The sequence below is a fragment of the Bacteroides difficilis genome, from assembly GCF_048319815.1.
GTDB lineage: Bacteria > Bacteroidota > Bacteroidia > Bacteroidales > Bacteroidaceae > Bacteroides > Bacteroides zhangwenhongii.
Genome location: NZ_CP182814.1, coordinates 981,877 through 994,108 on the forward strand (window position 1 = coordinate 981,877; position 12,232 = coordinate 994,108).

Here is a 12,232-nt window from a genome sequence, read left to right on the forward strand (position 1 = left end):
TTTCAACCTTGGGCACTTATTCGCTCCATAATTCACTAGTTAATAATTAATTAAAAACTTGAAATTCCAATTTGGAACTTCAAGTTTACATCATAGTTCTAATGTTCAACCGAAAATCGGAACCAGTCAAAAATGGATGATATAGCCATTATAGAAAACAAAATATACGAAATCAGAGGGCAAAAGGTTATGCTTGACTTTGATTTAGCAGAAATGTATGGAGTTGAGACTAAACGTCTCAAAGAACAAGTGCGTCGTAATATCGAGCGCTTTCCTGCTGAGTTTATGTTCGAGCTAACAAAAGAAGAAGTCCAGTTTTCAAGGTCGCAAATTGCGACCTTGAAAACTGGACAAGGACATAACATCAAATATCTTCCATTTGCATTTACTGAATATGGTATAGTCATGTTATCTAGCGTCCTCAAATCCAAGACCGCTGTGGAAGTGAATATCAATATTATTCGCGCTTTTGTACGTATGCGCCAATATCTTCTATCTAATGTTCCTCAAAAAGAATTGGAAGAATTAAAACAACGCATCGAATATCTCGAAGAAGATATTACTTCTGATAGAGAAAGTTACGAAAAACAATTTGACGACCTATTTAATGCCTTTGCAAAAATAAGTGCAATTATCCAATCAAAGCAGACTCCTTTGGACAGAGTAAAAATAGAAGGATTTAAAACAAATAATAAAGAAAAGAGCAATGAGTAAAATTGGAAAAAGAGCTATTCTGTTATTGTTGGCACTACCAATCGGATTCAATGTTATGGCACAAGAAACCAAAAAGCCGACGCTGGAAGAACTGATTCCGGGCGGTGAGAGTTACCTCTATGCAGAAAACCTGTACGGACTGCAATGGTGGGGTGACGAATGCATCAAACCGGGCATCGACACTCTTTATTCGATTCAACCCCAAACAGGAAAAGAAGAAGTCCTGTTCACCCGTGAACAAGTAAACAAAGCACTGGCATCTGCCGGATACCCAAAGTTATCTCATCTTTACGACCTCCGGTTCCTCTGGGATGACAAAACGGAAGTATTGCTGCCTAGAAACGTCCGCTATGCTGTTTACAATTGGAAGAAGGGAGAAGTTATCGGCAGAGATGACCTGCCCAAAGAACCATCTGCCAACTATGACTATGCTATCAATAAGAATCTCGCCTATACCGTAAAAAATAACCTGTATGTCAACGGACGACGAATCACCAACGAACCCGAAGGTATCGTTTGCGGGCAATCTGTGCACCGCAATGAATTCGGTATCAACAAAGGAACCTTTTGGAGTCCGAAAGGCAATTTGCTCGCTTTCTACCGCATGGACGAAAGTATGGTGACTCAATATCCTCTTGTAGACATCACAGCACGTGTAGGAGAAGTAAATAACATACGTTATCCGATGGCCGGAATGACCAGCCACAAGGTACAAGTCGGTATTTATAACCCTTCTACCGATAAAAGCATTTACTTGAATACAGGCGATCCCACCAATCGTTATTTCACCAATATCAGTTGGGCACCGGACGAAAAAAGTCTTTATCTCATAGAGGTAAACCGCGATCAGAACCATGCCAAACTCTGCCAATATAATGCAGAGACAGGTGAGCTGATGCAGACTTTATATGAAGAGACACATCCCAAATACGTCGAACCGCAAAATCCAATCGTATTCTTGCCATGGGATGACACCAAGTTCATCTACCAAAGTCAGCGGGATGGCTACAACCACCTTTATCTCTTCGATACACGCACCAAGATATATCCCGAAACACATACTTCTGCCAACGGTGGCACATACCGTCAATACTGTAAGGTAAAACAACTAACTAAAGGAGATTGGTTGGTAAGTGAGATTCTGGGATTCAATGCCAAACGCAAAGATATCATCTTCACTGCCATAGAGGGGTTGAAGAGCGGACATTTCGCCGTTAACACCGGCAACGGAAAGATGAGTCAGCCGTTCAGCACCTCTCAAGAAAGCGAACATAACGGACTGCTCAATGCATCCGGCACATATCTTATCGACCGTTATTCGACCAAAGACCAACCCCGCATTATCAATCTAGTAGACACAAAGAGGTTCAAAGAAACCGTCAATCTGCTAACCGCCAAAAGTCCTTACGAAGGCTACCAAATGCCAAGTATCGAAACCGGAACAATCAAAGCAGCCGATGGCACTACCGACCTGCATTTCCGAATCATGAAACCGGCAGACTTCGATTCAAGCAAGAAATACCCGGTTATCGTCTATGTCTACGGAGGTCCTCATGCACAATGTGTCACCGGAGGATGGCAGAACGGTGCACGCGGATGGGATACTTATATGGCAAATAAAGGTTATATCATGTTCACCATCGACAATCGTGGCAGCAGTAACCGTGGACTGGCATTTGAGAACGCCACTTTCCGTCGTCTCGGTGTGGAAGAAGGCAAAGACCAAGTAAAAGGTATAGAATATCTGAAATCCCTGCCTTACGTGGACAGTGAGCGTATCGGCGTACATGGATGGAGTTTCGGAGGGCACATGACTACTGCCCTGCTTCTCCGCTATCCGGAAATATTCAAAGTAGGTGTTGCCGGAGGTCCTGTGATAGACTGGGGGTACTATGAAATAATGTACGGCGAACGCTATATGGATACGCCCGAAACGAATCCGGAAGGCTACAAGGAATGTAATTTGAAGAACTTAGCCGGACAGTTGAAAGGCCATCTGTTGATCATTCACGATGATCATGATGACACCTGTGTGCCGCAGCACACCCTATCGTTCATGAAAGCCTGCGTAGACGCACGCACTTATCCCGACCTGTTCATTTACCCGTGCCATAAACACAACGTAATGGGCCGTGACCGCGTACATCTGCACGAGAAAATTACCCGATATTTTGAAGAACATCTATAATACCAACTCATTATGAAGATATTATTACTAGGCTCGGGCGGCCGCGAACATGCACTTGCATGGAAAATAGCCCAAAGTCCGAAAGTTGAAAAACTATACATTGCACCGGGTAATGCCGGAACAACTGCCGTAGGCGAGAATGTCAATATCAAAGCAACTGATTTTGACGCTATCAGTACTTTCGCCTTGAAAGAAAACATCGAAATGGTAGTAGTAGGTCCCGAAGATCCGTTGGTAGAAGGAATCTATGACTATTTCCAGAATCGTCCGGAGTTAAAACATATTGCTGTTATCGGCCCTTCCGCACAGGGAGCACAGCTGGAAGGAAGCAAGGAATTTGCAAAAGGCTTCATGATGCGTCATCATATCCCGACAGCCCGTTATAAGAGCATTACTTCCGCCAACATCGAAGAAGGTCTGGCCTTCCTCGAAACACTGGAAGCTCCTTACGTACTGAAAGCTGACGGACTTTGTGCCGGAAAAGGTGTTCTTATCCTTCCTACTCTGGATGAAGCGAAGAAAGAACTGAAAGAAATGCTCGGTGGTATGTTCGGCTCTGCATCTGCAACTGTTGTCATCGAAGAATTCCTAAGTGGTATCGAGTGCTCCGTGTTCGTACTGACAGATGGAGAAAACTATAAAGTCCTCCCCGTTGCCAAAGACTACAAACGTATCGGCGAAGGCGATAAAGGACTGAATACAGGCGGTATGGGTAGTGTAACCCCCGTTCCGTTCGCCGATGAAGTGTTCATGGAGAAAGTACGCACACGTATTATCGAACCGACAATCAACGGACTGAAAGAAGAAAACATCACCTACAAAGGTTTCATCTTCCTCGGACTTATCAACGTAAAAGGCGAGCCGATGGTTATCGAATACAACGTCCGTATGGGCGATCCGGAAACAGAAAGCGTCATGCTCCGTATCCAAAGTGATCTCGTCGAACTGCTTGAAGGCACTGCCGCAGGCAATCTGAACGAAAAGACATTGGTTATGGATCCACGTTCAGCCGGTTGTGTCATTCTCGTCAGTGGCGGATACCCGGAAGCCTACGAAAAAGGATTCCCCATCAGCGGACTGGAACAAGCTGCCGCTACGGACAGTATCATCTTCCATGCCGGAACAGCAATGAAAGACGGACAGGTAGTGACAAACGGAGGACGTGTCATCGCCGTTTGCTCTTACGGTGCAACCAAAGAAGAAGCATTGGCGCAGAGCTATAAGGTGGCGGATATGATCAACTTCGACAAGAAGTACTTCCGCCGCGATATCGGATTCGATTTATAACAGACGAATGAGAAATAAAAGGTTACAGAATCAAGTAACGGCAGGACGGTTCACCCTGCCTGCCGTTACCCTTATCTGCACTCTTTGCTGGGTGTCGACCTCCTTTTTATTTCCCCAACTCGCATCCATCCCCACACAGGGCAACCAGCCTTTCTTCTGGCAATCCATACAGAGCTTCCTGCTTCCGGGCTGGGCGGAACGGATCGTCAGCTTTCTAATCTACGCCATTATCGGCTATTTCTTAATAGAACTGAACAATCAGTTCGGCATTATCCGCATGAGGGCTTCCATGCAGACAGCCATTTACTTCCTGTTTGTCACCGTCTGTCCGGAGATGCATCTGCTATATGCGGGAGATATTGCCGCTTTGGCTTCTCTGATATCCATCTATTTCCTGTTCAGAAGCTACCAACAATCACACGCGGCGGGTTACCTTTTTTATTCCTTCCTCTTTATCGGAATGGGAAGTATCATTTTTCCCCAACTTACTGTTTTTTCGGTACTTTGGATACTTGAGGCTTATCGTTTCCAATCTCTCACCCTACGCAGTTTCTGCGGGGCACTGCTCGGCTGGATATTGCCTTACTGGTTTCTGTTCGGACACGCATTCTTCTACAATGAGATGGACCTGTTCTACCGTCCTTTTATCGAGCTGTCAACTTTCGGAGAAGCTTTCCACCTACAGACCCTTCAGTCTTGGGAACTGGCGATATTAGGATATCTGCTTGTGCTGTTTATTGTCAGTGCGGTTCATTGCATCGCTGCGGGATTTGAAGATAAGATACGCACACGCGCCTATCTGCAATTCCTGATAGATCTGACCATCTTCCTCTTCCTGCTGATAGCCATCCAACCGAATTATTGCAATGACCTGTTGCCATTGCTTATGATTAGCAACAGTATTCTGATAGGACACTTTTTTGTACTGACCAATAGCAAAAGTTCGAATGTATTTTTCATCATTTCCTTAGTCAGTCTCACCCTTTTATTCGCATTCAATATATGGACGCTTTTATAGACTCAGCGATACAACTCCTCATAGAATGGGGACTTCCGGGATTATTTATCTCGGCTTTATTGGCGGGGAGCATCGTGCCTTTCAGTTCCGAACTGGTATTGGTAGCCTTAATCAAGCTTGGTCTGCCTCCTATCGCCTGTCTGTTGTCCGCCACTTTGGGGAATACCGCCGGAGGAATGACATGTTATTACATGGGACGTTTAGGCAAAATCGCCTGGATTGAGAAATATTTCAAGGTAAAGAAAGAAAAAGTAGACAAGATGGTAAACTTCCTGCAAGGGAAAGGAGCCATGATGGCATTCTTTGCCTTTCTCCCCGCCATAGGGGAAGTGATTGCCATCGCACTGGGATTTATGCGGAGCAACACATGGATTACGGTAGGTTCTATGTTTCTCGGCAAACTAATACGTTATATCCTTCTCCTATATGTGCTCGAAAGCGCATGGGATGCAGTGGCAACATAAGAATGTAAGAATATTAGATAACAAAGCATTAGAGTGAGTGATGAAAAGAATTATTGAGAAAACCGATGATGGGAGCGCTACCCTGTTTGTTCCGGAATTGAATGAACATTATCATTCGACGAAAGGAGCACGCACGGAATCTCAACATATCTTTATTGAGATGGGACTGAAGGCTTCCGCTTCCACCGCCCCACGTATTCTTGAGGTAGGTTTCGGCACCGGATTAAACGCATGGCTCACCCTCAAAGAGGCCGAACAGAGCGGCCGGCATATACATTACACCGGATTGGAACTATATCCTTTGGAATGGCAGACGATAGAGCAACTAGAATATATCTCCAATGATGAACAATTAACAACGAGCGACCGGCAGCAACCGGCTATCGAATTGTTTAAGCTGCTTCATACATCACCTTGGGGGAAAGACGTGCAACTCACTCCACACTTCACACTACAGAAAGTAGAAACGGACGTGAATAAGTTGAGAGTTGAGAATGGAGAGTTGAGAGTGGACAATGCCAATGACAGCGTAGTCAACTCTCCATTCTCAACTCTCCATTCTCCATTTAACCTAGTTTACTTCGACGCTTTCGCCCCCGAAAAGCAACCGGAAATGTGGTCGCAAGAACTATTCAACTGTCTTTTCGTTTTATTAGACGAAGGCGGAATCCTGACTACCTATTGTGCCAAAGGGGTTGTCCGGAGAATGTTGCAAACAGCCGGATTCACAGTAGAACGCCTTCCGGGACCTCCGGGAGGAAAACGGGAGATATTGCGCGCCCGAAAAACAAGAAATGAGAAATAAGATAGAAAATCACGAAATAGAAAGACCAATGAAAAAACAACTAAAAGATATAAGAAACCTATTCTTGGGAAGTGTCTGCCTATTATTGGCAGCCTGTGCCGGACGCCCCTCCCAAACCAACAGTAATGAAGAGAAACCTGTAATTACGGTTACGTTGGAGCCTCAACGTTACTTCACCGAAGCCATTGCGGGAGATAAGTTCAAAGTAATCAGCATGGTTCCCAAAGGTTCCAGCCCGGAAACATACGATCCGGTCCCCCAGCAACTTGTTTCTTTAGGGGATAGCAAAGCCTACTTCCGCATCGGATATATCGGCTTCGAACAAACCTGGATGGACCGCTTGATGAACAATACGCCCCATATTCAGGTATTCGATACTTCCAAAGGAATCGACCTTATCTTGAACAATAACGACCACGGACATGGAAACGGACATAGCCCCCACGACGGCCATATCCATGCTGTAGAACCGCATATATGGAATTCTACCGCCAATGCATTAATTATTGCGGGAAATACCTATAAAGCCCTCAGCCAATTGGATAAGGCCAATGACGCCTATTATATGGCTCGCTACGACTCTCTCTGCCAACGTATACAACATACCGACAGCCTGATTCGCCAACAACTTTCTTCACCGGAGGCAGCCAAAGCCTTTATGATCTATCATCCGGCTCTCTCCTACTTCGCCCGCGACTACGGACTGCACCAGATTTCTATCGAAGAAGGAGGAAAAGAACCCTCTCCTGCCCATTTGAAGGAATTAATAGATCTATGTCGGGCAGAAAACGTACAGGTCATCTTTGTACAACCGGAGTTTGACAAACGCAATGCGGAAACCATCGCGCAGCAAACCGGAACGAAAGTTGTCCCCATCAATCCGTTAAGCTATGATTGGGAAGAAGAAATGCTGAACGTAGCCCGAGCACTTGCTACGCAAGCTGAAGCGAAATAGAAGAATCAAGAACCCGCCTAGCCATTTCAAGCAATGAAACCAATCATCGAAATAAAAAACCTATCCGCCGGATATGACGGCCGCACTGTTCTCCATGACGTCAATCTGAACGTCTACGAACGTGATTTCTTAGGTATTATCGGTCCCAACGGAGGTGGTAAGACAACGCTTATCAAGTGTATCCTCGGTCTGCTGAAACCGACAGGAGGAGAGATTATTCTACATATTCCTGTGACAAAAGGACCTGATATTCAGCCCTCACTCGGCTATCTTCCCCAGTACAGCACCATAGACAAGAAATTTCCTATTTCGGTGGAAGAAGTGATCCTGTCAGGATTGAGCATACAAAAGTCTCTCACCTCCCGATTCACTTCCGAACAGAAAGAGAAAGGCAAACAGATTATCTCCCGTATGGGGCTGGAAGGGCTCGAACACCGTTCTATCGGACAATTAAGCGGCGGACAACTGCAACGTGCCCTGTTGGGGCGCGCCATCATCTCCGACCCTGCGGTATTGATTCTCGATGAACCCAGCACGTATATCGACAAGCGTTTCGAAGCGCGTCTTTATGAATTATTGGCTGAAATCAATAAAGAGTGCGCCATCATCCTTGTCAGCCACGACATCGGCACCGTGTTGCAACAGGTAAAATCCATCGCTTGTGTCAACGAAACGCTGGATTACCATCCGGACACAGGCGTTACTACGGAATGGCTGGAAAGGAACTTCAACTGCCCCATCGAGCTATTGGGACACGGCACATTGCCTCACCGGGTTTTAGGAGAGCATCATCACCATCATTAAAAATACTGCCATGCAAAAAGCGATTTAGAGTGTAAAAATATTCCTCTTGCGGAACAAGATAATCCAACCAGACCTGCTTAATTTTCCTGCTTTATCACATCAACAGACATAAGCTTTTGTTTATTAGGTAAGGCCAAAATAACTCTTCTTGTTTGCATCTAAAAATAAATCAGCCAAATTACCAAAGGCCAACCTTACCGAGAGGGCCAAGTTCCAAGCTTGCAGTTTTCACTCCCATTGCCTTGAATGCCCTTACAATCGTAGAAAAGGATATACTTTTCCCACTTTCTATTTTCGATATTTGTGCTCTTTTAACCCCCATAAGCTCACCCAATTGTTCTTGGGTAAGATTTTTAGCCTCTCTTGCCCGCTTAATAGCTTCACCTATAAGGAAGTTATTAATATCAGTATCGTATTTTTTGCGTGCTGGAGTATCTTTTGTACCTACTACTCTATCCAGCATTTCTTCATGAGTATAAACTTTCATTTCTTCCATATCATTACTTTTTAGAGTTGAAATATATTTTTCTTAGTTCTTCTGCTTTCGCAATTTCCTTTGATGGTGTCTTTTGGGTTTTCTTCACAAAGCCGTTAGTAGCAATAACCAATGTCTCATTATCAGTATCCCAAAATGCAAGCAAACGGTAGGACATTCCACTATACAAAGTTCTAAACTCCCAAATATCAGAATCGCCCATTTTCTTGAATAACTCCTTGTCTATCACTAGCATGGCTTTTCCTATATTATAAGCAATTTTACCTCTTACTTTTTCATCCAAGGATTCCAAGAACTTAATCGCCTCCTCCATATATATCACATTGAATCTTGCCTTTTCCTCCATGACTTTGCATTTACGAAGCAAAGATACAAAAAACGTTCCTATTTTGGAAACAAAGACTAATGTATTTTAGTTCAAATGCCCCGCCAAATCATTTCTGCTTGGCGGGGCATTTTATCATTCTACTTTCTTATCCCAAAAGCTATTCCTTGTTCTTCTGCGTCACTTCGATACCCTCCGGCCAAATAGCAGGCGATGTATGTGCATGAGCATCATTTCCATGCCCTGTGTAATCCTCAGCAATGTCGTCATGTCCTTCGTTAAACTTCCAGTAGGCACAAAGTCCGGAAGTAGTAGGATCTACATTATACATATTATCAAAGATCTCCTGTTGTGTTCGTACCACGTTCCAAACACGTACCTCACAGATTTCACCATCAAGTTGACGGGAAAAATCGGTAGGTTCTCCATAGGAATGACCTATCTTGAACATGAAGTCCTTGCCACGATTCTGCATACCCAGATTAATAGGTTCTCCTTTCCCATAATCCTCAATGCGACTCTGTTCACGACCATCTACGTACATGACTGCCACTTTCTTTTCTGTATCGAAAGTGACTGCCACATGATACCATTCACCTTCCTGCAACAACTTACTATTGTCAGCGTTGGGGAATTTAATCTCATTACAAGAGAATTGCAACTGCTGTGCCGGGAAACCCGCATCACCCAAACGGAACAAACAATACTGCTCGATACCCATAATGGTAGATATTTCCCTCGCGTCTACCCCATTTTTGAAGTCATTCACACGAATGATAGCCTCGTAAGTGAGTTGTTTCATATTGTTCACTACAGCAGCCGTAGGACTTCCTTTATCAAAGCCCGGTACTTCAAAGAAATTGTTTTTCAAGCTGACAGCCGTAGTGATGGCACTGGAACGACGTACCACATAACAAATAGTCTTTGAACCACCCAATATACCCATACCACCCGAGACTTGGTCAATAGTGATGGGAAGCAAATAACCTGCATCAATTTCAAGATCAATAAGACCGGAGAAGTCAATAGTGACAGGTTTGGAACTGATTTCACCCCGTGGAATTACAGTCTGACCTGCCGACAATTTATAATGTTTGGCATCAAGCATTGTATAGTTAGCGCCAAGACGGGCATTATAAATATCAACCAGCGAAGCATCTACTTTGATACCGACATTGATATCCTCACTTGCGGGACGTGCCAACAAAGCGGAAATCTCCTTTTTCCCCGTCTTTATGGTACGGTTGAATGTGAAATTGGATACATCTTTCAGTTGGGCGGCATCCAGATATACTACGTTATCAAAAGGTGAGGCATTGCTATAGTCCTTATTGTCGCAACCTACGACACATAGTAACATTGTCATGGTTACAATAATCAGTAAACTTACAGTAGTAAGTACACCTCGAAATATTCTTTTTATATTCATACTTATTATTATTTTAAGTTTAATCAAAGACAAACAATATATGTTCGACTTTTAGGTAACTGTTTGAGCACAGAAAAACAATAAGTTTATTGTTTTACCAATCTTTATGGTATCCATTGTCTATAGGATTACCTACTTGAGCATCCAGCAAATAATTGACATACATATATAGTCCATATTCAAAATCGTCTATATCAAAATCCCAACTATCACCATCATCCATAAAAGGAGCAAAACTACTATCAAAAATTGACATAACAGCCCCCTCCATTTCAGCATATTCTTGTCCTATTAAGTCAAATCCAAAAACCAAAATATCACTATTTTTCTTCCTTTCCGTTTTCCATTGGGCTATCATCTCATACATAAGTTCTCTATGCTGTGAATCATTATTAAGATAAAGAGGTATATTCACGCTTCCATAACATTTTTCATCCAATCCTGCAATAGGCTTGCGTGTATATTTACTATAAGCTTGGGTATTTTCTTCTAAATCAGGATTGATAATCTGTAAGTCATCCTTCGATGACGCATAGCCATGCCATGCATAATCAATGTATTCCCCCACTTTAATACCAGCACATTTTCCTGAATCATAGAAGTATTTAGTAGCATTTCCTTTATCTACCAATGTCAATAACTTATCAGGCAATGCATTGCGCAATGCCTTTATCAGTTTTGGATAAGAAACAGTATTCAAAGCAGGCATACCTTCTTTGCCATACTTACTATCTTCATCCCAAAGATTTACACCATCTAGCTGATAACGATTTACCACCTCTTTTACTTGACCGACAAAATCTACAATTTGGGCATCTGTCATATTACAGAAACCTACCCCCTTACCACCATTCTCAATGCAAATACACACTTTACGACCATATTCCAAGAGATGACGAATATATTTATCCCTATGTTCTAATACATAACACAAATCACTTCCCAATTTAAGCGAAGTACGTTGATTGACAACATTATAATCTATTGTCGCCTTTTTCAAATTTACAATATTTCCCAAACTATATACAGGAGGGGTAGAGCCGAAATCATCCGCCTTAATGCCCCATGCTGCTACAATCAGAGGTTGGTAAGTTTCCGTATTTACATAAAATACCGAAGTTATGTTAGGCAATAATGGTGGTATATCAATTAAATAGCCACCTTCATCCTTAGTAGTTGTAACCTTTTCCCGGAAACCTATCCTATAATAAAGTACTTGTTTTTCAGTTTGTAGCTCTATCCCCATAGGAACCTGTTCCAAAGTAATTGCCAACAGATAAAGCGTACCAGACTTTAGTCCTTCAGAAGAAATGGCAAGCTTAATGGGAGCTGATATTTTTTTTCCTTTAGCTATGGTAAGCACACCATCGTCATCAATACGCACATTGGTAGTCGGCAATGGTTCCATTTGTGTTTGATGATTATCATTGTAAGTATTCACCAATAACTCATTAGCAACTACTTTTAACGTAGTAGTACCTAAAGCAGGTTTAGTCAATGAATAGCTTATTTTTTCAATATGCTCTTCATCGCCTTCATACAAATTGACAGTTAGCATCCTTGATAAAGTTCTCTCACTGCACAACTGTCCCCCGACAATACTCATTGGAGCCTCATCAGGCAACTGTCCAGCAGGCATAGAGATATCATCCCCAGTACAACTCGCTACTGCCATAAACAACAGTGGAAATACAAGATATTTAAATAGATTATTTTTCATATCATTATTCTGTTTTATAGGTTTTAT

General features: G+C 43.0%; 12 protein-coding genes. 8 read left to right on the forward strand and 4 right to left on the reverse strand.

Annotated elements, in window-relative coordinates; genetic code table 11:
• Positions 1-132 precede the first annotated feature (132 nt).
• From ACNOGP_RS03755 to ACNOGP_RS03790, 8 genes are read left to right on the forward strand one after another with little or no spacing between them, the layout of a single operon-like run.
• Positions 133-714: an ORF6N domain-containing protein gene (locus ACNOGP_RS03755; protein WP_195475859.1), complete on the forward strand. Its 582-nt coding sequence runs from the start codon at positions 133-135 to the stop codon at positions 712-714.
• The gene (locus ACNOGP_RS03760) at positions 707-2,902 is read left to right on the forward strand and encodes a DPP IV N-terminal domain-containing protein (RefSeq protein WP_418214100.1); all 2,196 of its coding nucleotides are present in this window, start codon (positions 707-709) and stop codon (positions 2,900-2,902) included. The genes ACNOGP_RS03755 and ACNOGP_RS03760 overlap by 8 nt, the downstream gene beginning before the upstream one ends.
• Before the next feature lie 12 nt (positions 2,903-2,914).
• Positions 2,915-4,189, forward strand: a complete 1,275-nt coding sequence (purD, locus tag ACNOGP_RS03765; protein ID WP_143867180.1) for a phosphoribosylamine--glycine ligase — start codon at positions 2,915-2,917, stop codon at positions 4,187-4,189.
• A gap of 7 nt (positions 4,190-4,196) precedes the next feature.
• The gene (locus tag ACNOGP_RS03770; RefSeq protein ID WP_186966259.1) at positions 4,197-5,207 is read left to right on the forward strand and encodes a hypothetical protein; all 1,011 of its coding nucleotides are present in this window, start codon (positions 4,197-4,199) and stop codon (positions 5,205-5,207) included.
• Complete coding sequence (locus ACNOGP_RS03775; RefSeq protein ID WP_007757080.1) at positions 5,192-5,671, forward strand: YqaA family protein; 480 nt, start codon at positions 5,192-5,194, stop codon at positions 5,669-5,671. The genes ACNOGP_RS03770 and ACNOGP_RS03775 overlap by 16 nt, the downstream gene beginning before the upstream one ends.
• A 40-nt stretch (positions 5,672-5,711) precedes the next feature.
• Positions 5,712-6,476 (forward strand): tRNA (5-methylaminomethyl-2-thiouridine)(34)-methyltransferase MnmD, encoded by a 765-nt coding sequence (gene mnmD, locus ACNOGP_RS03780; protein WP_418214101.1) that lies wholly within the window; start codon positions 5,712-5,714, stop codon positions 6,474-6,476.
• Positions 6,477-6,504: 28 nt separating this feature from the next.
• On the forward strand, positions 6,505-7,431 hold the full coding sequence (locus tag ACNOGP_RS03785) for a metal ABC transporter solute-binding protein, Zn/Mn family (RefSeq protein ID WP_418214102.1): 927 nt from the start codon (positions 6,505-6,507) through the stop codon (positions 7,429-7,431).
• A 33-nt stretch (positions 7,432-7,464) separates the two neighbouring features.
• A complete protein-coding gene (locus ACNOGP_RS03790; protein WP_186966256.1) occupies positions 7,465-8,235 on the forward strand; it encodes a metal ABC transporter ATP-binding protein in 771 nt (256 codons plus the stop codon).
• A 178-nt stretch (positions 8,236-8,413) separates the two neighbouring features.
• Here ACNOGP_RS03790 and ACNOGP_RS03795 read toward each other — a convergent pair whose 3' ends face one another.
• The 4 genes from ACNOGP_RS03795 to ACNOGP_RS03810 all read right to left on the reverse strand — a co-directional run bounded on the left by ACNOGP_RS03795 (position 8,414) and on the right by ACNOGP_RS03810 (position 12,160).
• Entirely contained in the window at positions 8,414-8,731 is a 318-nt protein-coding gene (locus ACNOGP_RS03795) for a helix-turn-helix domain-containing protein (RefSeq protein WP_418214103.1), read from the reverse strand.
• 4 nt (positions 8,732-8,735) lie between these two features.
• Complete coding sequence (locus tag ACNOGP_RS03800) at positions 8,736-9,077, reverse strand: type II toxin-antitoxin system RelE/ParE family toxin (RefSeq protein WP_418214104.1); 342 nt, start codon at positions 9,075-9,077, stop codon at positions 8,736-8,738.
• A gap of 139 nt (positions 9,078-9,216) precedes the next feature.
• A complete protein-coding gene (locus ACNOGP_RS03805; RefSeq protein WP_418214105.1) occupies positions 9,217-10,485 on the reverse strand; it encodes a DUF1735 and LamG domain-containing protein in 1,269 nt (422 codons plus the stop codon).
• A gap of 94 nt (positions 10,486-10,579) precedes the next feature.
• The gene (locus tag ACNOGP_RS03810) at positions 10,580-12,160 is read right to left on the reverse strand and encodes a BT_3987 domain-containing protein (RefSeq protein WP_418214106.1); all 1,581 of its coding nucleotides are present in this window, start codon (positions 12,158-12,160) and stop codon (positions 10,580-10,582) included.
• Positions 12,161-12,232: the final 72 nt, after the last annotated feature.

Bases quoted from the DNA above. Each gene is read 5' to 3' on its own strand.
- purD (WP_143867180.1), top strand. From the start codon at position 2,915: ATGAAGATATTATTACTAGGCTCGGGCGGCCGCGAACATGCACTTGCA.
- mnmD (WP_418214101.1), top strand. From the start codon at position 5,712: ATGAAAAGAATTATTGAGAAAACCGATGATGGGAGCGCTACCCTGTTT.
- ACNOGP_RS03775 (WP_007757080.1), top strand. From the start codon at position 5,192: ATGGACGCTTTTATAGACTCAGCGATACAACTCCTCATAGAATGGGGA.
- ACNOGP_RS03805 (WP_418214105.1), bottom strand. From the start codon at position 10,485: ATGAATATAAAAAGAATATTTCGAGGTGTACTTACTACTGTAAGTTTA.
- ACNOGP_RS03755 (WP_195475859.1), top strand. From the start codon at position 133: ATGGATGATATAGCCATTATAGAAAACAAAATATACGAAATCAGAGGG.
- ACNOGP_RS03800 (WP_418214104.1), bottom strand. From the start codon at position 9,077: ATGGAGGAAAAGGCAAGATTCAATGTGATATATATGGAGGAGGCGATT.
- ACNOGP_RS03760 (WP_418214100.1), top strand. From the start codon at position 707: ATGAGTAAAATTGGAAAAAGAGCTATTCTGTTATTGTTGGCACTACCA.
- ACNOGP_RS03795 (WP_418214103.1), bottom strand. From the start codon at position 8,731: ATGGAAGAAATGAAAGTTTATACTCATGAAGAAATGCTGGATAGAGTA.
- ACNOGP_RS03785 (WP_418214102.1), top strand. From the start codon at position 6,505: ATGAAAAAACAACTAAAAGATATAAGAAACCTATTCTTGGGAAGTGTC.
- ACNOGP_RS03810 (WP_418214106.1), bottom strand. From the start codon at position 12,160: ATGGCAGTAGCGAGTTGTACTGGGGATGATATCTCTATGCCTGCTGGA.
- ACNOGP_RS03790 (WP_186966256.1), top strand. From the start codon at position 7,465: ATGAAACCAATCATCGAAATAAAAAACCTATCCGCCGGATATGACGGC.
- ACNOGP_RS03770 (WP_186966259.1), top strand. From the start codon at position 4,197: ATGAGAAATAAAAGGTTACAGAATCAAGTAACGGCAGGACGGTTCACC.